The organism is Modestobacter versicolor, assembly GCF_014195485.1.
Lineage (GTDB): Bacteria > Actinomycetota > Actinomycetes > Mycobacteriales > Geodermatophilaceae > Modestobacter > Modestobacter versicolor.
Map to the genome: position 1 here is coordinate 2,097,423 of NZ_JACIBU010000001.1, position 20,345 is coordinate 2,117,767.

The window sequence follows — 20,345 nt, forward strand, 5'->3', positions numbered from 1 at the left end:
CAGACCCTCCCACCGCCGGGGCGGCTGCGGGAGGGCCTGGGCCTGCGGGTTCACCCCAGCTGCGGACGCAGCGCCGGGCCCGCGGTGGCGCGGCGGGTGCCGAGCGCCGCCGTCCCCACCGTGACCACCAGCGCCACCGCCGCGACCCCGAGGAACCAGCCCGGGCCGGAGCCGGACAGCCAGCCGTCCGTCTTGGCGACGCTGAACGGCACCACCGTGCCGAGCGAGGCGAGCCCGCCGAACACCAGCGCCGCGACCAGGAGCACCAGCGCCTCGATGGACACGGTCGCGGTGAGCTCGGACCGGGTCGCGCCGGCCAGCCGCTGCTGGGCGAACTCGCGGCGCCGGTCGGCGATCGCGGCGACCGTGCCGTTGACCACCATGATCGCGGCGAAGACGGTGATCATGCCGACGACCAGGTAGTTGAGCAGCTCGATGGCGTCGGCCTCGACGTCGTCCGGGCGGGTGGCGGTCAGGTTCTCGATCTGCATCAGGTAGAGCGTCCCGGTGCCCGCCCCGACCAGGACGAGCACCGGCGACAGCACCCCGCCGAGGTCGTGCGACCGCCGCCGGGCGTGCGCCAGCGCCAGGTGCACCGGGGCGCCGGAGGAGAGGCGGCGGGCCACCGGCGCGACCACGGCGGCGGTCACCCGCAGCAGCACCGGGGCGAACACCGCGAGCCCGACCGACCAGAACACCGACGCGGGGCCGGCCATGCTCATCACCTCGTAGGGCTGGTCCGGGTCGGCGACGACCAGCGCCAGCACCGAGTAGTTCGCGCCGGCGGCGAGCAGCACCAGCCCGCCGGCGATCCGCCACCGGCCCATCCGACCGCGCCTGCCCCGGCTGGCGGTGAGCCCGTCCTGGGCGGAGCCGCGGGTGGCGGCCCGGGCGGCGAGCAGCCCGGCGAGCACGGCGGACAGCAGCATCGCGCCCAGCGCCGAGCCCAGCGACAGCGCGCCGATCCGGTGGCCGACGTCCGGGGCGACCATCCCGGCCTCGCGGACCAGCGCCAGCACGCCGCGGCCGAGCAGCCAGCCGGGCACGACGCCGGCGGCGGTGGCCAGCACGGCCAGCGCGACCGCCTCGCCGAGCACCAGCCGGCGCACCTGCGCGCGGGTGCTGCCCAGCGTGCGGAGCAGCGCGAACTCCTCGGCCCGCCGGCGCACGCCCAGGCCGAGCATCGAGGCGACGGAGAAGACGACGATCACCACGGCCCAGCCGCCGACGACGCCGGCCATGGTCACCAGCGTCTCCCGGTCGATGGCGGAGACGTCGTCGGCCAGGCCGGTCTCCAGCAGGGTGAGGAAGGCCAGCAGCACCGCGGTGCCGAGCAGCACCGAGAGCGCGGTGGCGAGGAAGGCGGCCGGCCGGGTGCGCAGCGACCGCCAGGCCAGCGCGGTCACCGGGACACCGCCGTCAGCTCGCCGAGGTGGGCCAGCTGCCCGGCGACGGCGTCGGCGGTCGGTGCGGCCATGGTGCCGACGAGCCGGCCGTCGGCGAGGAAGACGACGGAGTCGGCACGGGCGGCGGCGACCGGGTCGTGGGTGACCATCACGATGGTCTGGCCGCGCCGGTCGGCCGCCTGCCGGAGCAGGTCGAGCACCGCGCGGGCGGCCACGGAGTCCAGGGCGCCGGTGGGCTCGTCGGCGAAGAGGACGGCGGGGCGGGCGACCATCGCCCGGGCGACGGCGACCCGCTGCTGCTGCCCGCCGGACAGCTCGGCGGGCAGGTGGTGCGCGCGGCCGTCGATCGACACCTCAGCCAGCGCCTCGACGACGGCGCGGCGGTCGACGCGACGCCCGGCGAGCCGCAGCGGCAGCTCGACGTTCTGGTACGCGGTCAGGTACGGCAGCAGGTTGAACGCCTGGAAGACGAAGCCCAGGTGCGCGCGGCGGAAGCGGGTGAGCTGGTCGTCGCTCAGGCCGGCGAGCGAGCGGCCCTGCACGGTCACCGAGCCCTCGGTCGGGCGGTCGAGGCCGGCGGCGCAGTTGAGCAGCGTCGACTTCCCCGAGCCCGACGGGCCCATCACCGCGGTGAAGCTGCCGGGCGGCAGCCGGAGGGTGACGCCGTCGAGCGCGCGCACCTCCGTGCCGGTGGAGCCGTAGACCCGGGTCACCCCCTCGAGCTCCAGGGCGCTGCCGGGGTGTGCGGAGTCGGTCATGGCGGGTCCTCCCCTGTCGGCCGGCGCGGCTCGCCGTCCCGGTCGACGCTAGGGAGGTGCCGGGCGCCCGGACAGGGCGCTGAGCTGCGTCTTCAGGGTGGGGAAAAGCCCACCACCGGGGTCAGCCGAGGTCGGTGACCGGGCTGCCGTCCAGGTCGACGCCGGACCGGTCGACCAGGGTGCGCACGGCGCCGGCCGTCGGGGCCGCCTCGATGGCGGCGGCGAGGTCGCGGTAGGTGGCGAGGGCGGCCTCGACGTCGGCGACCGGGGTGCCGGCCAGCTCGGCGCGCTGCTCGGCCCGCTGCAGCAGCTCGAGCTGGGCGGCGACCGGGACGAGAGTGGCCTGCCGGGCTTCGGCGAGCTGCTGCGCGGCGTCGTTGCGCTGGGCCTGCGCCGACGGCGCGGCGCTGCCGCCCGAGCAGCCGGCCAGGCCGAGCGAGAGAGCGAGGGCGGTGCCGGCCAGGGTGACGCGGACGAGGGTGGTGCGCATGAGGGCCTCCGTGGGGTGACGACGTACGTCCTTCGCCGTCACTGTCCGGAACGGACTGCTCACAACCTGATTGCGCGCCATCCTCACCCCGCCGAGGGAGGCAGCTGCCCCCGTCGACGCGGTCAGCGACCTCCCACCGCGGCCGCGGCGTCGACGATCCCCTCGCCGTACAGGCCGTTGACGTCGGTCGTGCCCTCGCAGACGGCGTTGAAGACGGCGGGGTCGCGTTCCTCGTCGGTGTAGTCCTCGACCCCACCGGCCGGGCAGGGGTGGTCCTCCGCCGTCCGGGCGAGCACCTGCGCCACGATCGCGGGGGCGAGGGCACGTCCGCCGTGCCGGGTGGGCCGGCCGAACTCGTCGATGACCAGCGCTGCGACACCGGCCACGTGCGGTGCGGCCATCGACGTCCCCTGCAGGTAGCTGTAGAAGCCGCAGACCCCTGCCGCGTCGCAGTACCGCACCGACATGTCGTCGACCGGCTGCCCGTCCGGCGTGGCCAGGCCCTGCTCGATCGCCGCCCGCAGCGGGTAGGAGGACAGGACCAGGTTGCCCGCCGTCATGTAGGCCGGCGTACCGACGAGGTCGCGGTACCAGCCGCCGGGGGCGGCGATCTCGACGTCGCCCAGGCCGTAGTTGGAGTAGTCGGCCTTGGTGGTCGACGGCCCGACCGCGGACACCGAGATCACGTTCGGCCCCTCGCTGGGCAGGTTCATGCAGGTGTTCGCGACCACCCGCGGCTGAGCGGCGTCCGGCGGGTAGTCCGGGCTGGTCTCGTCGGTGCGGGTGGGTGCGGCGAGGTTGGTGCTCTCGTTGCCGGCCGAGCCGACGAGCGTGACCCCGCGCGCGCTCGCGTAGCCGAGCGCTCCGGTCAGGAGCTCGCGCACGAGCCGCTGCTCGGCGAGCTCGTCGTCGGTGACGGTGCCCTCCAGGTACTCGTCCCGAGAGGTGCAGTTGTAGAGCCAGGGGTCGGTGTAGAAGCTCATGTTCACGACGTCGAGCCGGATCTCGGCCGAGTACACCAGCGCGGCGACCGTCTCGTAGAGGAAGAAGTAGCCGGAGTCCTGGCCGGCCCGCACGTTGACCAGCGTGGCGTCCGGGGCCACCCCGCCGATGCCGAAGCCGTTGTCGTCGGCGGCGACGATCCCGGCGACGTGGGTGCCGTGCCCCTCGTCGTCCACGTCCGCCGGGTCCACGCAGCTCGGCGCCACCTCGCAGGGGCCGTCGATGTCGGGGATGTCGGTGGTGAAGTTCCGCGAGCGGGCGGCGTCGACGTTCCGCGCCAGGTCCGGGTGGCCGGCGTCGATCCCGGTGTCCATGATCCCGACGTCGACGCCCTTGCCGGTGGCCCGGCGGTGCGCTGCGTCCGGCGTGGCCCCGATCATCTCCATGTTCCACTGCAGCTCGGCCAGGGGCTCGCTGGCCGGGCCGTGCCCCCAGGGGTGGCCCCCGTGGCCCCGTCCGCCGCCGCCCGCGCGGTCGGCCGCCGAGGGGCGCTCGTCGGCGTAGCGGTGCGGCATGCCGGGGTCGCTCGTGCCGACCGCGTGGTTGCGTGCGGCACCGGCGACCCCGTCGCGTGCCCGGACGTCGGCCAGGAAGGAGGCGCTGTCCGAGGTCACCAGCGCGACGCCGACCTGCTCGGTCACGTCCTGGACCGTGCCGCCGGCGGCCTGCACGGAGGCTGCTGCCGCTTCCGGGCTGCCGGTGAAGGCGACGACGTACTCGGCGGTCGGTACGCGTTCGTCCGCGGTCGCGGCGGGCGCCGAGGCGACCACCGCCGTCGCCGCGACGGCGAGGACCCCGATGGTCCTCCGGGAGCTGCTGCGTCCGGCACGGTGAGACCACATGGCGCTTCCCCTCCCCCGGGGCGCGCCCGGTGGGGTGCGAGCGGCCTGGTCACGGCCGCGGTCCTACGAGTGAAGCCCTCTCGAGGTCACCTGTGAAGGTCTCCCGGGCGTGCCTTCTGCTGTCCCTGCGTGTCGCGGGTGGGCGCAGGTCGGACGGCGGTCTCCCGTCCGGCCCTGAGGACGGCCCGGGCGACGAGCCCGGCGACGAGTGCCCAGAACGCGGCGCTCACCCCCGCGACCGCGATGCCGGACGCCGCGGTGGCGAAGGTGACGACGGCCGGGATGCGCTCGTCGTCCCGGGCGAGCGCTGCCTGCAGCGAGGCGGCGAGCGTGCCGAGCAGGGCGAGCCCAGCGACGGCCGCCACGACGCCGGCCGGGGCCAGCAGCACGAGCGACCCGACCGCCGAGGAGGCGATGCCGAGCAGCACGAGGACGCTCCCGGCGGTCACGCTGGCGATCCACCGCCGCGAGCGGTCCTCGCCGGCCTCCGGGCCCGCCGCCAGCGCCGCGCTGATCGCGGCCAGGTTGATCGCGTGCCCGCCGGCCGGCGCGCCGAGCACGGTGCCGACGCCGGTGACCAGCATCGACCGCCGCCAGGGCACCTCGTAGCCGAGGCCCTTCATCACGGCGACGCCGGGCACGTTCTGCGCGGCCATGGTCACCAGGTACAGCGGCAGCGCGATGCCGACCACCGCCGCGACGGTGAACACCGGGGCGGTCAGCTCGACCCGCGGCACGAGGTCGGCTCGGTCGATCGTGGCGCCCGACGTCACGACGTGGACGCCGATGACGACGGCGGCGGCGAGGAAGGCCAGCGGTGCTGCCCAGCGCGGCATCAGGCGGAGGGCCAGCAGCCAGACGGCCACGACCGGTGCCACCGCCAGCGGGTTCTCGGCCAGCCCGGTGACCGGCCCGAGGCAGAGCTGGAAGAGCACCCCGGCGAGCATCGCCTGGGCGACGGACGCCGGGATCCGGGTGATGAGCGCGCCGAGCTGGGGCACCAGCCCGGTGAGCACGACCAGCGCGCCGGTGACGAGGAAGGCGCCGACCGCGGCGGGCCACCCGCCCTCGACCGCCCCCGTCGAGGCCAGCAGCGCGGCACCGGGCGTCGACCAGGCCGCGGTGATCGGCATCCGGGTCCACACGGCGAGCAGGACGCAGGCCAGGCCCATCGTGACGCTGACGGCGAGCAGCCCGCTCGCGGCCTGGTCGGGGCTCGCCCCGACACCGGCCAGCCCGCTGAGCACCACGACGAACGCGCTGGTGAAGCCGACGAGCGCGGAGACCACGCCGGCCGACACCGGGCGGGAGACGCCGTCCGGGGACGGGGCACGGACAGCGGCCACGCGCGGGCTCCTCCGGTCGGTCGGAGCCCAGGCGCGCGGCAGTCGTCGGCCGACGGGTATCGGTCCACGGGGCCGCTCCCCGGTGGTGACCCACCTGCAGCGCCAGTCACGGCCCGTCCCGAGGCTAGGGCCGCGACCGGGCCGGCGTCGAGGTCAGGAGGCTGTCGCCCCGGACGGTTCCCTGCCGCTCACCGGCTGCGCGACCTGCGGTCGGGCATCGACGTAGTGGCCGGTCGTCACGAACCCGCCGTCCACCCGCTCCAGCACCTGGGCGACCAGCAGCACCTGGCCGCTCGGACCCGCGCCGTCCACCTCCCCGGCGGGCGCCTGCTCCCACCGGCTCTCCAGCAGGACCCGGTCGCCGTCGGCCAGCACGCGCGTCGCCGTCCCGTGGAAGGGCGGCAGCTGCTCCCGCCACGGAGCCGGGATGCTCAGCAGGGCCGCCCAGCGTGCGGGGTCGTGCTGGTCCGTCGGGACGGCGGAAGGGACGGATGTCGGGGACGCCGACCGGGCGGCGTCCCAGTTGCTGGTGACCTCCCGGTCCTGCCGGGTCCGGGCCGGCCAGAGCGTGTAGCCGCTCGCCACCGCGCAGGCGACGACGACTGCCCCCGAGACGCCCCAGAACCACCCGTCGTCCAGGCGCTGCCACTCCCACGCCGCGGTCGAGACGCGCGACGGCACCACGTACTGCAGCAGCACGGTGACCCCGCTGAGGACGACGAGCAGGGCGAGCCAGGCGGCGACGAAGCGGGCACGGGAGCGGATCCGGGGTGCGGCGGGGCCGCCCGCTCGGTGCTCGAGGTACTGGCGCGAGGCCTGCCGGTCCCAGGACTGCCAGAGCGACCGGGCCCCCGACCAGAGCAGGAACAGCGCGAGCGCGATGGCTGCCAGCCCCACCAGCTTCGCCCGGCTGCTGGTGTCGGTCGGGGACGCCGACACCCCGAACAGCGACTTGGTCCAGCTGGCCGGCAGCCGGTTGACCAGCCAGGTCCCGACGGTCATCGCCCGCGACCGGTCGGCGGCGGTCGACCCGTCGGACCACGCGGCCACGGTGAGCAGCCACGCCCCGCACGCCAGCACGGTCGCCCGTGCGGTGCTCAGCCAGCGGGTCCGCCCGCGCCGTGCCACCCAGGCGTCCTGCGCCTCGGCCTGCGCGCCGACCGGCTCGGGGTGACCGGCCGCCCGCAGCAGGTCGCGGGCGACGCTGTCGAGGAAGACGTCCTGGTTGGCCGCGTAGGTGTTGTGGTCGCTGAGCACCGACCGCTGGTTGTGGACCCGCACGCCCTCGTAGCTGCGCGGTTCGGAGCGTCCCTCCTCGTTGACCAGGTCCGCGGGCATCAGGCCGTTGGGCACCGGGTCGGTGGAGGCGACGTAGTCGCGCCAGCGGCGAGGGGCTGCCAGGCCCAACCCGGTCGTGGCCGCCGCTGCGGCCGCCCGGCTCACCAGCCAGAAGGCGCACCCGCACAGCGCGAGGCAGAGCACCGCGGCGGCGCCGACCCATCCCGGTGGCAGGTCGGTCACGGCCAGCCAGACGGCGGCCACACCGCTCGCGAGCGCCCCGGCGCTGGCCACGACCGCGATCGTGCGGCGCCCACCACCCGCCTCCAGCTTGCGCACCGCGTGCACCCGCCAGACTGCCTGGCCGTAGGTGACCAGCAGCGGGACCCGGGCGGGGTCGGGCGCGTCGACGGCCCGGTTGAGCAGGCAGTGGGTCAGGTAGGAGCCCGCCGAGTGGGCGACGACCGCCACCCGCTCGCAGCGGGCGAGCAGGTAGTCCAGGTCGCGCTGGAGCCGCTGGTCGACCGCGCGGCGGTCCAGCGACTCCGAGGCAAGCATGTACACGTCGCCGAGGGAGGCCGACAGCACCCGGATCACCGCCTGGGCGGGTGTCCGGAGGACCGCGATCGGGATCCGGGACAGCGGTACGGCCAGCAGCAGCACCAGGGCGAGCAGGGCGGCCACGAGCGGCCCGAGCAGCAACGCGCCGAGCAGGGCCGCGACGGTGAGGACCGCGTCGCGGCCGCGGCGCAGCCGGTCGGCGGCCCCGGTGCCCGGCCCGCGGGGAGCGGTGGTGAAGTGCTCGAACTTGGTCAGGAAGTAGCCGATCACGGTCCAGGGCAGCACCAGCACGATCCAGGTGACGACGTCGCGGTAGCCCGGGGGCCGGAACGTGCCGCCCCAGTGGCACTCGGCGATGCACCACGTCCGGGCTGCGTCGTTCCTGCCCTCGGGCCAGACGTCGAAGTCGACGTGGGCCGGCCGCTCGTCGTCCCCGTCGAGCACGACCGCGGTCGGGTTGCCGACCTGCACTCCCGCCGCGCGGGCGGGCCGGCGCCCGAGGACGTCGAGCAGCGGCCCGCCGACGCCGCGCAGGGTGTCGCCGGGCTCAGCGCTGCCCATCCCGTGGACCAGGAGGACACCCAGGCCGACGGGCGGCGTGCGCGGGCTCTCGTCCATCCAGCACCTCCGGCGGCGCGGCGTCCCTGGTGACCCGGGAGGGAGCGTGGCACCGCGGATGCCCGCCGTACAGCCCTTCCGGTGCGGCGGTCAGCCGTCGACGTAGCGGTCGCGCTCGACGACGAACTGCCCGGTCGCGGTGTTGGCGTCGATGAAGTCCGGCAGCAGCGAGACCCGCACGGTCACCGTCACGCACACGGTGAACTCCTCCCCCGGCGCCAGGCTCGGGGAGTAGCTCCCCGCCGCATCGCAGCCGGCACCGGCCGGCGCGTACGCCAGCACCACGTCGGTCGCCTCCACCGACTGGTCCTCCACCGCGATCGCCACCGCCGCCTCGGCCCGTGCCTGCCCGCTCACCGGGTCCGGCGCGGTGCCCATCGCCCGCCCGGCCTCCCGCGCGGCCTCGGTCGCGGCGAACACCCCGCGCTGCACCGCCGAGAAGCCGGCCACCACGTAGACCAGCGGCAGGAACACCACCAGCGCGATGAACACGAACTCGACGATCGCCGAGCCGCGCTCGCCCGCCAGCCGGGCCCGCAGCCACCTCACGGCCCCTCCTCCACCGCGCGACCGGTCGCCTCCAACGGCAGCAGCGCTCCGAGCGCGGCGAACAGGCTGGGCACCGCGCCGGTGCACCGGACGACGACCAGCGTCAGCCCGCTGCCGTCGGTCTCCTGCTCCGAGGTGCAGTCCAGGCCCGCCGCCGTCCCCGCCGACGTGGCCCGCCCGACCACCTCCAGCGTCCGCGCGGCGCCGGCCTCCGCGGGCACGTCGGCGTTGGCCGCGTACCGGGCCCCCTCCTGGGCGCTGGCCACGACCACGTTGCGCACGTGCACGTAGACCGCCACCTGCAGCACCGCCAGCAGCAGCGCGACCACCAGCACCCCGACCAGCACGAAGTCGACGACCGCACTGCCCCGCTCGCGGTCGCCCGCGGAGGTCAGCCGCTCAGGGCGCACTCGTGACGGAGTCCAGGGCGTTCGACACCGCCTCCACGATCGCCTCGCGGAACGGCACCAGGATGGCCAGCACCAGGGCCGCCGTCATCACGGTGATCATCACCCAGCCGGGCACGTCACCCTGCTCGGGGTCGCCCTCCCGCAGCCGGGCGGCGAGCGCGGCGAGCGCTGCCAGCAGGAACGCGTACGCGCGCATCTGTCGTCCTCCTCGGTCGGTCACCGGCGTCACTGCGCCAGCGAGACGATGCTGATCAGCCCCGGGAACAGGGCGAACAAGACGGTGACCGGCAGCACCAGGAACACGACCGGCACCATCATGGCGATCTCCTTGCGGCCGCCTGCCTCCAGCAACCGGCGCTTGCCGGCCTCCCGGACGTCGGCGGCCTGGGCCCGCAGCACCTCGGCCAGCGGCGTCCCGCGCTCGATCGCGACGACCAGGCCGTCGACGAACCGGGCCAGCGCGTCCAGCGACGTCCGGTCGGCCAGCTGCTGCAGCGCCTCGACCAAGGGCACCCCGGCCCGGGCGCGGGCCAGCGTGGCGCCGAGTTCGCGGGCCAGCTCACCGCCGGACAGCCGGGTGACCCGGGCGATCGCCGCGGTCGGGCTCTCGCCGGCGGTCACCGCCAGCGCCAGCAGCTCGGCGATCACCGGGAACTCGGCCAGCAGCAGCTCCTCGCGGCGCTGCACCTGCTGGGTGAGCCACCAGTCCCGGCCGAGCACACCGCCGACCAGCCCGGCCACGCACAGCAGGACGACCGACAGCAGGTTCACCGACCCGGCCATCGCCGCCCCGGCCGTCGCGAGCACCGCTGCGCCCAGCAGCCCGAGCCCGCCCCACACGACCTGCTCGACCCGGAAGTCCTCGACGGTGGTGTCGGTACCCAGCGCGTCCAGCCGCCGCCGGACGGCGACCCGGCCGCCCAGGAGCCGGTCGACGTACCGCGCGCCGTCGGACAGCAGCGGACCGAAGACCCGCCGGGCGGCGCTGAGCAGGCCGGGCTGGGTCGCGGTGCCGAGCAGCCGGGACGGTGCCGGGCTGTCGTGCACGTAGGGCGCGAGCCGGTCGACCAGCCGCACCTGCCGGACCGGCGGCGAGAACGAGACGACGAGCAGCACGCCGACCGCCGCGCCCAGCCCGAGCAGCATCCCGACCACACCGGCGCTCACTGGAGCACCCGGACGTCCTGGGGCAGCCGCCCGATCCGCAGCATCAGCCGGTAGGCGACGACGCAGACGGCGCCCCCACCGACGAGCAGCGCCGTCCCGACCGGGCTGTCGTAGGCGGTGAGCGTCTGCTGCTGGGTGGCGAGCAGGAGCAGCACGACCCACGGGGCGCCGACGGCCAGCCGGGCGGCCTGGACCACCCAGCCCTGCCGGGTCTCCAGCTCGGCCCGGGCGCGGGCGTCCTCACGGAGGAAGGCGGCCAGCGTCCGGAGCACCCGGCCGAGGTCGCTCCCGCCGACCTCGCGGGCCACCCGCAGCGTCTCCACGATGCGGTCGCCCACCGGGTCGGCGAGGTCGTCCTTGAGCCGGTCGAGCGAGTCGCTGAACCGACCGCTGCTGCGGTGGTCGGCGGCGAAGCGGGCGAAGGCCGGGCGCAGCACCTCGGGCCCGCGGACGGCCAGGGCGGAGAGCCCCTCGGGCAGCGACAGCCCGGCGCGGATGGCGGAGGCGAGGTTGTCGACCACCTCCGGCCACACCTCGCGCAGGTCGGCCCGGCGCTTGGCCGCCAGCCGGCGCACCAGCAGGTACGGGACCGCGGCGCCGAACACCCCGAAGACCAGGCTGATGGTCACCGTCTGCGTGGTCAGCAGCACCAGCACCGTGGCGGCGAGCCCGAGGGCGACCTGCAGGGCGAGCAGCTGGGCGGAGTTGATCCCGGTGAGCCCGGCCGCGGCGAGCAGTTGCTGGCGGCGCCCCGGCCGAGCGCCGGCCGCCCGGCGTGCCGGGGCCCGCGAGCCGCTGCGCCAGATGAGCAGCAGCCCGATGCCCAGCCCCAGACCGAGCACCCCGCCGGAGAAGGTCACGACCGGTCGCCCAGGAGCGCCGCGAGGTCGAACCCGTGGGCGGCGTACCGGTCGGCGTGCGGCGGGTAGCCGTCGGCGCGCACCAGCCGGCCGTCCCGGGTGGTGAAGACGTCGGCGGTCTCCACGACGCTGCCCTCGGTGCGCCCCGGCAGGGCGACCACCTCGCGCAGCCGGCGCTGGCCGCTCGGGTCGGTGCCGACGTGCACCACCAGGTCGACGCTGGCCGCGACGGTGGGGACGACGAACGCGTGCCCGATGTTCTCCCCGGCCAGCAGCGGCAGGGTGCACATCTTCACCACGGCCTCCCGGGCGCTGTTGGCGTGCAGGGTGCACATGCCGGGCAGGCCGGAGTTCAGCGCGATCAGCAGGTCGAGGCACTCCTCCTGGCGCACCTCGCCCACGACCAGCCGGGAAGGACGCATCCGCAGCGCCTCCTTGACCAGCCGGCGCAGCGGGATCTCCCCGGCGCCCTCGAGGTTGGGCTGGCGGGTCTGCATCGCCACGACGTCGGGCAGCGGCACCCGCAGCTCGAAGACCTCCTCGCAGGTGACCACGCGCTCGCGGGCCGGGATGGCCGAGCACAGGCAGTTGAGCAGCGTCGTCTTGCCGGCCTGCGTGCCCCCGGAGACCAGGATGTTGAGCCCCGCCGCGACCGAGGCCTCCAGGAAGCGGGCCACCTGTGAGGTGAGGGTGCCCAGCGCGACCAGCTCGTCCAGGCTGTGCGCCGAGAGCACGAACTTGCGGATGTTGACCGCCATGTGGCGCCGGGTGACGTCCGGGATGACGACGTGCAACCGCGACCCGTCGGGCAGCATCGCGTCGACGAAGGGCGTGGACATGTCGATGCGGCGACCCGACGAACGCAGCATCCGCTCGACCAGGTCGGCCAGCTGCCCGGCGCCCAGGATCGTCGTGGTCAGCTCGCTGCGACCCCGGCGGGCGACGAAGACCCGGCCCGGCTCGTTGACCCAGATCTCCTCGACCTCCGGGTCGTCCAGCCAGCGCTGCAACGGCCCGTACCCGGCGACCCGGTCCAGCACGTCGCGGACGACGCCGTCCGGGTCACCGATCGGCGGCAGCGCCGAGGACAGCGACCGCTCGGAGTAGTCGGCCACCACGTCGCGCACGAGCACCCGCACCGGCGTCGGGTCGGTGAACGGGTCGAGCCCGCGGCGGCGGATCAGCTCGCGGACCTCGCCGTCGACGAGGTCCACAGCAGTGTTCCCAGCCGGCACGACACCCCCGTTGAGCAGCCACTTGGTCGTCTGAGTCCAGTGACTGTAAGGGGACGGACCCGTTCCGCGCCGAGGCCCTGTGGACGAACTGTGACCGTCGACGGGGCAGGTTCACCCGATCAGGTGACGGCGCCGCCGATCACGGGCGCTCACCCCAACGCTCGGTGAGGTCGTCGACCGTCTGCTGGTCCTGCAGGTCGTAGTCCTGGCTGGTCCCCGACCCCGACACCGGGACGACGGTCACCTTCATCGTCAGCAGCGGGTCCACCTCGCACAGCCACGCTGCCTCCTCGACCTCGGGGAAGGTCGTCTCGACCTGCGCCGCCTCCGCCACCTCGACGTTGACCCGCAGGTGCGCCTGCTCGGTCAGGTCGTCCTGGTAGCCGACGAAGGCGGTGGTGACGCCCGGCATACCCGCCAGCTCGTCCTGCAGATCGGCGGCGGCCTGCTCGCTCGCCTCGAGGGTGTCGCTGTCCCCAGCGGCACCGAACGACGCACACCCGGTGAGGGCCAGCGTCGCCGCCGCGATGAGGGCTGCACCGCCGGCCGTCCACGCACGCCCAGCCGGCACGACACCCCCGTCGATCAGCCCGTCGGTCTCCCGGTCCGGTGACTGTAGGAGCGCGGTCAGGCGAGCGCCTCACCGGTGGTCTCGTCGATGACCTCGCCCTCGTAGTCCAGCGACCAGTTGACGATCCACCACGGCTGCGCGTTGCCCGCCGGAGCCGGCCAGAGGTCGTAGCTGAGGTGCCGGGTCATCGTCGCGGTCAGCGGTGTGCCGCCGCTGATCATCCGCATCGTCGCCGTGTGGGCGAACGCGATCCGCAGTCCGTCGGTGCCCTCGATGTCGATCGTGGTCACGGTCGGGTCGGTGAGCGACTGCGCGGTCACGAACTCGCCGTCCGGGCGGTACTCCAGCACGCCCTGGTCCTCCGCGCTCACGGTCAGGTCAAAGAGGACCTGCGCCAGTACGTCGAAGCACGCCTGCGCGTCGTCGTCGTCGCACGCCTCGGCTCGGTCGCGGATGTAGCCCGCCTGCGCCTCGTAGTACCGGCCGGCCAGCACGGCGTCGAGATCGGAGACCTCGTTGTCGCCGTCGTGCAGGGTCCACTCGGGATCGAGGGCCAGCACGGTCGCCAGCTCGACCACCTCCCGGTACGCCGACTCGACGCCGTCCTGACCGAAGAGGCGGACGGAGCTCTCGTCGGTCGGCGTCGGCGCGACCGATGCGGCGGCGACCGTCGGGGGCACCGGCGCCGGCTGGGTGGTCTCGTCGGCCACCTCCGCTGCGGTGGGGGCGCCGGCAGCGGCGGAGGCCTGTGGCTCGCTTCCCCCGCAGGCGGCCACGCCGAGGGTCACCCCGACGGTGGTGGCAGCTGCCAGGACGCGGCGCGGAAGGGAACGAGAGGCCGGCCGACGGCCCGCGGCGGAGATGATCACCTCGAGGAGATCGTCACCGTGCCGAGTTCCTGCACCGCTCGGGAGGGTGAATTCCGGCCCGAACCGGCCCGCATCCCAGCGGCAGTCGACCGAGGCCACGATCCCCGCCGGATCGGCCCGCTCGGTGTCATGGTGGTCCATGACCTGGGCCACCCGTGCCGCGGCAGCCGGGATCTCCGCGCTCGCCGGCGTCGCCGTCCGCGACCTGCTGCAGCGCGAGCACACCCTGCTGCGCAACTTCCCGGTCGTCGGCCGGGCCCGCTACCTGCTGGAGTCCGTCGGCCCCGAGCTGCGGCAGTACCTGGTGGCCGGCAACAACGAGGAGCGGCCGTTCACCCGCGACCAGCGGCGCTGGGTGTACGCCTCGGCGAAGAAGCAGAACAACTACTTCGGCTTCGGCACCGACAACGACCTCGAGTTCACCGCCGGCTACCCGGTCATCAACCACCGCACCTTCGGCCGCGCCGTCCCGACCACCACCGCGCAGGCCGGCCACGAGACACCGCTGCCCAGCGCCAAGGTGCTCGGCGCCGCCCGCGGCCGCACCTCCGCCTTCCGCCCGCCGTCGGTGGTCAACATCTCGGCGATGAGCTTCGGCTCGCTGTCCGGCAACGCGATCGAGGCCCTGAACCGCGGCGCCGCGCTGGCTGGCTGCCTGCAGAACACCGGCGAGGGCGGTCTGTCCGCGCACCACCGGCACGGCGGTGAACTGGTCTTCCAGCTCGGGACGGCGTACTTCGGCTGCCGCGACGAGCACGGCCGCTTCGACCTCGCCCGGCTGAAAGACCTGGTCGCCTCCGCACCCGTGCGCGCCCTGGAGGTCAAGCTCAGCCAGGGCGCGAAGCCCGGCCTGGGCGGGGTGCTGCCGGCGGCCAAGGTCTCCGCCGAGATCGCCGCCGCCCGCGGGGTGCCCGAGGGCGTCGACTGCATCAGCCCGTCCCGGCACGCGGAGTTCTCCGACCCCGACAGCCTGCTGGACTGGGTCGAGCTGCTGGCCACCGAGACCGGGCTGCCGGTGGGGATCAAGTCCGCCGTCGGCGACATGGGGTTCTGGCACGAGCTCACCGAGCTGATGGCCACCACCGGCCGGGGCGTCGACTTCGTGACCATCGACGGCGGCGAGGGCGGCACCGGCGCGGCGCCGCTGATCTTCACCGACTCGGTCTCGCTGCCCTTCCAGCTCGGCTTCGCCCGGGTCTACTCCACCTTCGCCCGGGCCGGGCTGCACGAGCAGGTCACCTTCATCGGCGGCGGCAAGCTGGGCCTGCCCGACAACGCGATCGTCGCCTTCGCCCTCGGCTGCGACCTGGTCAACGTCGCCCGCGAGGCGATGCTGGCCATCGGCTGCATCCAGGCGCAGAAGTGCCACGCCGACACCTGCCCCACCGGCGTCGCCACCCAGAACCCGTGGCTCGCCCACGGCCTGGACCCGGCGCTGAAGTCGGTGCGGGCGGCCACCTACGTGCAGACGCTGCGCCGCGACCTGCGCAAGGTCGCCGAGGCCTGCGGGGTGGAGCACCCCGGGCTGATCGACAGCGGGGCGGTGGAGATCCTCACCGGCCGCACCGCGTCGCGCCCGCTGCACGAGGTCTACGGCTACGAGCCGGGCTGGGGGCTGCCGTCGGCCGCCGACCGCGAGCGGGTCGTGCAGCTGATGAGCGAGGCACCGCAGGGCGGCAGCGCACCGCCGTCCCCCACCGCGGTCGACGGCTGACCACGGCAGGGGACGGCGGGGCGGTCAGCCGACGAGGGCGTCGTCCCGGGCGCGGTCCTCCACCGGCATCTCCACGGTCAGGTGCGGCAGCGCCCGGTCCAGCCGGCGCGGCAGCCACCAGTTCGCCGTCCCGAGCAGCTCCATCGTTGCGGGCACCAGCACCAGCCGGACGAGCGTCGCGTCGATCAGCACCGCGACCGCCAGGCCGAACCCGAACAGCTGCAGCTCGCGGGCCGAGCCGAACACGAAGCTGCCGAAGACGCAGATCATGATCGCCGCGGCGGCGGTGATCACCCGCGCCGTCCGGGCCAGGCCGAGGGTCACCGCACCGGCGTTGTCGCCCGTCCGGTCGTACTCCTCGCGGATCCGGGAGAGCAGGAAGACCTCGTAGTCCATCGACAGCCCGAACACGATGGCGATCAGCATCATCGGCACCCAGGCCTCCACCGGCGCCTCGCCCTCGATGCCCAGCAGGTCCGCGCCCCAGCCCCACTGGAACACGGCGACGACCGCACCGAACGCCGCGCCCAGCGACAGCAGGTTCACCACCACCGCCTTGAGCGCCACCAGCAGGCCGCGGAACACCAGCACCAGCAGCACGAACGACAGCCCCAGCACGACGGCGAGGAACACCGGCAGCCGGTCGCCGGTGTAGTCGGCGAAGTCGACCGCCGCGGCCTGGGCGCCGCCGATCACCACCTCGGCGTCGCCGGCCGTCGCCGGGACGACGTCGTCGCGGAGCCGGTGCACCAGGTCGGTGGTCGCCTCGTCGCGGGGTGCCGACGAGGGCAGCAGCTGCAGCAGCGCCGTCCCGCCGTCCTCGGAGACCACCGGTGGGCTGACCGAGGCGACGCCGCGGTCCTCGCCGACCGCGTCGGCCAGGTCGGTCGCCACCAGCTCCGCGTCGGGTGCGGAGACGGCGACCACCATCGGGGCGTTCACGCCTGCGCCGAACCCCTCGCCGAGCAGGTCGTAGGCGCGGCGGGCGGTGTTGTCGGTGCTCAGCGTGCCGGCGTCGCTGAAGCCCAGCCGCAGGTCGGCGACCGGGAGCGCGAGGAGCACGAGCGCGGCCAGCGAGCCCAGCACCCAGACGACCGGACGCCGCTGCACCGCCCGCGCCCAGCGGGCCGCCGCCGTTCCCTCGGTGCCGCCCCGGCGGCCGCGGACCTTGGCCAGCCGCGGGCCGGCGAAGCCGAGCAGCGCCGGCAGCAGGGTGACCGCGGCCAGCATGGTCACCAGCACCGCGGCGGCGATGCCGATCGCGACGCCGGTGATCAGCGTGAGCCCCATGAACACCAGGCCGAGCGAGGCGATGACGACGGTGACGCCCGCGAAGAGCACCGACCGGCCGGCGGTGCGCTGGGCCAGCACCACCGCGTCGACCACCGGCAGCCCGTCGTGCAGCGCCTCGCGGTACCGGGTCACCAGCAGCAGCGAGTAGTCGATGCCCACGCCGATCGCGATCATCCCGGCGGCGGCGCCGGCGAAGCTGGGCACGTCGATGACGTGGGCGGCCAGCTCGATGGCGGCGACCCCGCAGAGCGCGCCGAGGACGCCGACCACCAGCGGCAGCGCCATCGCGAGCAGCGAGCCGAACGCGACGAACAGGATGAGCGCGGCGGCGATCACGCCGATCACCTCGGCGGGCGGCCCACCGGCGGCGTCCTCGTCGAGCACCAGCCCGCCGATCTCGACGTCCAGCCCGGGCACGTCGACGTCCGCGCGCAGGGCGTCCATCGTGTCGCTGACCTCGGCCAGCTCCTCCACCGTGCGCTGGGGCAGGTCGACCTGCAGGTAGGCGATCGTGCCGTCGGGCGACACCTGCCGCGCCCCGGCCGGGTCGAACGGGCTCACCACCTCCGCGCCGGGCACCTGGTCGGTGATGTCGGCGGCCAGGTCGTCGGCGGCGGCCCGGACCGCCGGGTCGTCGACGCCGTCGGGGCGGTGCAGCACCACCTGGGCCTGGTAGCCGGAGCGAGCCTCGAAGCCGGCGTCGGCGAGCAGGTCGGCAGCCCGGGTGCTCTCCGACCCGGGCAGGGTGAAGTCGTCGCTGGTCGGGCCGGCGAACGCGCCGGCGAGCACCGACAGCGCGACGACGGAGACCAGCCACAGTGCGACGACGAGGCGCCGCGAGCGGACGCAGGAGCGGGCGAGGGACTCGAGCACGACGATCTCCTGACGACGGCCGGACGGACGCGGCGAACGCTAGGAACGCCGCGGCCGGACGTCGTCCGCCCGGGAACTCGACCGCGCTGCGCTCGTGGACGTACGGCGGGGCGCGGGATACGTCGCAGCGCGGACGCACAGGGCCCGGGAACTCCCCTAGCCTCCCGGCATGACCTGGCGCCCGGGGCGTGTCGACGTCGCGCTGGTGCTCGCCTCGGTGCTGCCGGCCTGGGCCGCGCTGGCCGGCCACCTGGAACCCGAGGCGCGCCCCAACGACCTGCTCGCCTTCGCCCTCGTCGCCGTCGTCAGTCTGCCGATGCTGTTCGCGCGGCGGGCGCCGGTGCCGGTGCTGCTGCTGTGCATCGCCCTCATCTACGGCTACTACTGGACCGGCTACTCCGCGGTGGGCCTGGTGCTCCCGCTGGCACCGGCGTTCTTCACCGTCGCCCAGGCCGGGCGGGTCCGGCTGGCCGCGTGGATCGGCGGCACCGGGCTGGTCCTGTCGACGGTGTTCCGGCTGATGAGCGACCACCAGAACGAGAAGGCCGGGCTGGTGCTGGGCTACGACGGCGCCATCTCCCTGGCACTGCTGGCCGCCGTGCTCGCCCTCGGCGACGCGGTCCGCTCCCGCCGCGGCTGGCAGGCCGAGCTCGACCAGCGGCTGCAGCTCGCCGCGCAGGAGCGGGAGGCCGAGGCCCAGCGCCGGGTGGCCGACGAGCGGGTGCGGATCGCCCGCGACGTGCACGACCTGCTGGGCCACGCCGTCGCGATCGTGACCCTGCACGCCGCGGTGGCCGCCGAGTCGCTGGACGACGACCCCGAGGTCACCCGCCGCTCGCTGGAGACCATCCGCACGGTGAGCCGGGAGGTGCTGCACGACCTCGGCGGCACCGTGGGGCTGCTGCGCGGTGACGCCGCCACGAGCGTCGAGCCGGCCGCCGGGCTGGCCGACGTCGCCGAGCTGGTCGCAGGAGCGGCGTCCACCGGGCTCGACGTCCGGCTGGCGGTGCGCGGCGAGGAACGTCCGCTGCCCAGCGCGGTGGGGGCGACCGTGCACCGGCTGGTGCAGGAGTCGCTGACCAACGTGCTGCGGCACGCGCGGGCCCGGTCGGCGACGGTGACCCTCGAGCACGGGCCGGCCGACCTCACCGTCACGGTCACCGACGACGGCTGCGGCGACCACGGCACCGGCGGCCCGGGCCACGGGCTGCAGGGCATGCAGGAGCGGGTGGCACTGCTGGGCGGCCGGATGTCGGCGGGCAACCGGGACGGCGGCGGCTTCGCGGTCACCGCGGTGCTGCCGGTGACCCCCGAGCGGGTCGGTGCTCCGGCGTGATCCGGGTGCTCGTGGTCGACGACCAGCCGCTGGTGCGCGCCGGCATCCGCGCGGTGCTGGAGCGGGCCGAGGACGTCGAGGTGGTGGGCGAGGCCGGCGACGGGCGGGCGGCGCTGGACCGGCTGCGGGTCTGCCGGGACGTCGACGTGGTGCTGATGGACCTGCGGATGCCGGTGCTCGACGGCATCGAGGCCACCCGGCGGATCGTCGCCGACGCGGCCCTGGAGGCGGTCACCGTCGTCGCGCTGACCACCTTCGACGACGAGGAGCTGGTGCTCGGCGCGCTGCGGGCCGGCGCCAGCGGCTTCCTGCTCAAGGACGCCGAGCCCGACGAGCTGCGCCGCGGGGTGCGGGCGGCCGCGGCCGGCGAGGCGATGCTCTCCCCCGCCGTCACCCGGGGCGTGGTGCGGGCGGCCGTGACGGCCCTCGCGCCGCAGCCGGCCGCCCCGGAGGCGCTGCAGCAGCTGACCGCCCGGGAGCTCGAGGTGCTGGCCGCGGTCGGCGAGGGGATGTCGAACGAGGAGATCGCCCGGGCGCTGGTGATGAGCCCGGCGACCGCCCGCACCCACGTCGGGCGGGTGCTCAGCAAGCTCGGCGCCCGCGACCGCGCCCAGCTCGCCGCGCTCGCCTGGCGCACCGGCCTGCTCCCCCGCCCGTGACGCCGGAGATGGCCATCTCCGGGGGGGGTCTCAGGCCCCGGAGATGGCCATCTCCGGGGTGGGGGTGCGTATCAGGTGGGGACGGCGGGGGCTCTCGTCTGCAGGGAGCAGCCGGCTCCCCCGTCCACTGGAGGCAGGCAGCCATGACCCGCTCGCAGCGCTTCATCTTCCGCAACATGCAGGGCCGCACCCGGCACAACATCAACTGGGACGCCATCACCCAGGAGTCCAGCGTCGACATGACCGCGGCGATGTGGCAGTTCTCCGGCGGCATCTTCGGCACCGACGGCCGCCCGGTGCTCGGCGAGCCCGGCCGCGAGCCCAACGTCTACATCACCAACATCGGCCCGCACGGCAAGCCCGGGCGTGAGGCCGGCGGCGTGGAGTTCCTCGCGCACACCGAGACCGACCACCCGGTCGACGTGATGGTCACCGTCACCGTCTCCGACCCGGTCGAGGCCACCACCGTCCTGGGCTGAGCCGGACGCACCACGGGCCGCCTCCCCGG

Annotated in this window: 19 protein-coding genes and 1 riboswitch; of the genes, 4 read left to right on the plus strand and 15 right to left on the minus strand. The window is 75.1% G+C overall.

Features of this window, described 5'->3' with window-relative positions:
* Positions 1 to 50 precede the first annotated feature (50 nt).
* The 14 genes from FHX36_RS10230 to FHX36_RS10295 all read right to left on the minus strand — a co-directional run bounded on the left by FHX36_RS10230 (position 51) and on the right by FHX36_RS10295 (position 13,803).
* A complete protein-coding gene (locus tag FHX36_RS10230) occupies positions 51 to 1,406 on the minus strand; it encodes an FtsX-like permease family protein (protein WP_110550936.1) in 1,356 nt (451 codons plus the stop codon).
* A complete protein-coding gene (locus tag FHX36_RS10235; protein WP_110550937.1) occupies positions 1,403 to 2,164 on the minus strand; it encodes an ABC transporter ATP-binding protein in 762 nt (253 codons plus the stop codon). The genes FHX36_RS10230 and FHX36_RS10235 overlap by 4 nt, the downstream gene beginning before the upstream one ends.
* 121 nt (positions 2,165 to 2,285) lie before the next feature.
* Positions 2,286 to 2,654, minus strand: coding sequence for a hypothetical protein (locus FHX36_RS10240; RefSeq protein WP_110550938.1), 369 nt, complete (start codon positions 2,652 to 2,654; stop codon positions 2,286 to 2,288).
* Positions 2,655 to 2,776: 122 nt separating this feature from the next.
* Positions 2,777 to 4,498 carry a S8 family peptidase gene (locus FHX36_RS10245; protein WP_110550939.1) on the minus strand — a complete coding sequence of 574 codons (1,722 nt, stop codon included), beginning with the start codon at positions 4,496 to 4,498 and terminating at the stop codon, positions 2,777 to 2,779.
* A gap of 86 nt (positions 4,499 to 4,584) precedes the next feature.
* Positions 4,585 to 5,844, minus strand: coding sequence for a benzoate/H(+) symporter BenE family transporter (locus FHX36_RS10250; RefSeq protein ID WP_181428646.1), 1,260 nt, complete (start codon positions 5,842 to 5,844; stop codon positions 4,585 to 4,587).
* A gap of 18 nt (positions 5,845 to 5,862) precedes the next feature.
* A riboswitch (ZMP/ZTP riboswitch) is annotated at positions 5,863 to 5,964 on the minus strand.
* Positions 5,965 to 5,997: 33 nt separating this feature from the next.
* Positions 5,998 to 8,301: a hypothetical protein gene (locus tag FHX36_RS10255; RefSeq protein WP_110550941.1), complete on the minus strand. Its 2,304-nt coding sequence runs from the start codon at positions 8,299 to 8,301 to the stop codon at positions 5,998 to 6,000.
* A 90-nt stretch (positions 8,302 to 8,391) separates the two neighbouring features.
* Complete coding sequence (locus FHX36_RS10260; RefSeq protein WP_110550942.1) at positions 8,392 to 8,850, minus strand: TadE/TadG family type IV pilus assembly protein; 459 nt, start codon at positions 8,848 to 8,850, stop codon at positions 8,392 to 8,394.
* On the minus strand, positions 8,847 to 9,260 hold the full coding sequence (locus FHX36_RS10265) for a TadE/TadG family type IV pilus assembly protein (RefSeq protein WP_181428647.1): 414 nt from the start codon (positions 9,258 to 9,260) through the stop codon (positions 8,847 to 8,849). Before FHX36_RS10265 ends, FHX36_RS10260 begins: the two co-directional genes overlap by 4 nt.
* Positions 9,250 to 9,456, minus strand: a complete 207-nt coding sequence (locus FHX36_RS10270; protein ID WP_110550943.1) for a hypothetical protein — start codon at positions 9,454 to 9,456, stop codon at positions 9,250 to 9,252. Before FHX36_RS10270 ends, FHX36_RS10265 begins: the two co-directional genes overlap by 11 nt.
* 29 nt (positions 9,457 to 9,485) lie before the next feature.
* Complete coding sequence (locus tag FHX36_RS10275; RefSeq protein WP_258372600.1) at positions 9,486 to 10,427, minus strand: type II secretion system F family protein; 942 nt, start codon at positions 10,425 to 10,427, stop codon at positions 9,486 to 9,488.
* The gene (locus FHX36_RS10280) at positions 10,424 to 11,287 is read right to left on the minus strand and encodes a type II secretion system F family protein (protein WP_110550944.1); all 864 of its coding nucleotides are present in this window, start codon (positions 11,285 to 11,287) and stop codon (positions 10,424 to 10,426) included. Before FHX36_RS10280 ends, FHX36_RS10275 begins: the two co-directional genes overlap by 4 nt.
* Complete coding sequence (locus tag FHX36_RS10285) at positions 11,284 to 12,501, minus strand: TadA family conjugal transfer-associated ATPase (RefSeq protein WP_258372602.1); 1,218 nt, start codon at positions 12,499 to 12,501, stop codon at positions 11,284 to 11,286. Before FHX36_RS10285 ends, FHX36_RS10280 begins: the two co-directional genes overlap by 4 nt.
* A gap of 160 nt (positions 12,502 to 12,661) precedes the next feature.
* Positions 12,662 to 13,093, minus strand: a complete 432-nt coding sequence (locus FHX36_RS10290) for a hypothetical protein (protein WP_146251523.1) — start codon at positions 13,091 to 13,093, stop codon at positions 12,662 to 12,664.
* Between the two features lie 56 nt (positions 13,094 to 13,149).
* On the minus strand, positions 13,150 to 13,803 hold the full coding sequence (locus tag FHX36_RS10295; RefSeq protein ID WP_110550946.1) for a hypothetical protein: 654 nt from the start codon (positions 13,801 to 13,803) through the stop codon (positions 13,150 to 13,152).
* Between the two features lie 298 nt (positions 13,804 to 14,101).
* On the opposite strand from FHX36_RS10295, the gene FHX36_RS10300 reads away from it, so the two are divergent.
* The gene (locus tag FHX36_RS10300) at positions 14,102 to 15,676 is read left to right on the plus strand and encodes an FMN-binding glutamate synthase family protein (protein WP_110550947.1); all 1,575 of its coding nucleotides are present in this window, start codon (positions 14,102 to 14,104) and stop codon (positions 15,674 to 15,676) included.
* A gap of 24 nt (positions 15,677 to 15,700) precedes the next feature.
* On the opposite strand, the gene FHX36_RS10305 is transcribed toward FHX36_RS10300, so the two are convergent.
* Positions 15,701 to 17,842 (minus strand): MMPL family transporter, encoded by a 2,142-nt coding sequence (locus FHX36_RS10305; protein WP_183513709.1) that lies wholly within the window; start codon positions 17,840 to 17,842, stop codon positions 15,701 to 15,703.
* 169 nt (positions 17,843 to 18,011) lie between these two features.
* On the opposite strand from FHX36_RS10305, the gene FHX36_RS22870 reads away from it, so the two are divergent.
* The 3 genes from FHX36_RS22870 to FHX36_RS10320 all read left to right on the plus strand — a co-directional run bounded on the left by FHX36_RS22870 (position 18,012) and on the right by FHX36_RS10320 (position 20,316).
* The gene (locus FHX36_RS22870; RefSeq protein ID WP_110553378.1) at positions 18,012 to 19,178 is read left to right on the plus strand and encodes a sensor histidine kinase; all 1,167 of its coding nucleotides are present in this window, start codon (positions 18,012 to 18,014) and stop codon (positions 19,176 to 19,178) included.
* Positions 19,175 to 19,837, plus strand: a complete 663-nt coding sequence (locus tag FHX36_RS10315; protein WP_110553379.1) for a response regulator — start codon at positions 19,175 to 19,177, stop codon at positions 19,835 to 19,837. The genes FHX36_RS22870 and FHX36_RS10315 overlap by 4 nt, the downstream gene beginning before the upstream one ends.
* A gap of 143 nt (positions 19,838 to 19,980) precedes the next feature.
* Complete coding sequence (locus FHX36_RS10320) at positions 19,981 to 20,316, plus strand: hypothetical protein (RefSeq protein WP_110553380.1); 336 nt, start codon at positions 19,981 to 19,983, stop codon at positions 20,314 to 20,316.
* The last annotated feature ends 29 nt before the right edge of the window (positions 20,317 to 20,345 follow it).

Excerpts from the sequence above, each read along its gene's own strand:
- FHX36_RS10235 (WP_110550937.1), bottom strand. The coding sequence starts at position 2,164 with ATGACCGACTCCGCACACCCCGGCAGCGCCCTGGAGCTCGAGGGGGTG.
- FHX36_RS10240 (WP_110550938.1), bottom strand. The coding sequence starts at position 2,654 with ATGCGCACCACCCTCGTCCGCGTCACCCTGGCCGGCACCGCCCTCGCT.
- FHX36_RS10245 (WP_110550939.1), bottom strand. The coding sequence starts at position 4,498 with ATGTGGTCTCACCGTGCCGGACGCAGCAGCTCCCGGAGGACCATCGGG.
- FHX36_RS10255 (WP_110550941.1), bottom strand. The coding sequence starts at position 8,301 with ATGGACGAGAGCCCGCGCACGCCGCCCGTCGGCCTGGGTGTCCTCCTG.
- FHX36_RS10270 (WP_110550943.1), bottom strand. The coding sequence starts at position 9,456 with ATGCGCGCGTACGCGTTCCTGCTGGCAGCGCTCGCCGCGCTCGCCGCC.
- FHX36_RS10300 (WP_110550947.1), top strand. The coding sequence starts at position 14,102 with ATGACCTGGGCCACCCGTGCCGCGGCAGCCGGGATCTCCGCGCTCGCC.
- FHX36_RS22870 (WP_110553378.1), top strand. The coding sequence starts at position 18,012 with ATGACCTGGCGCCCGGGGCGTGTCGACGTCGCGCTGGTGCTCGCCTCG.
- FHX36_RS10320 (WP_110553380.1), top strand. The coding sequence starts at position 19,981 with ATGACCCGCTCGCAGCGCTTCATCTTCCGCAACATGCAGGGCCGCACC.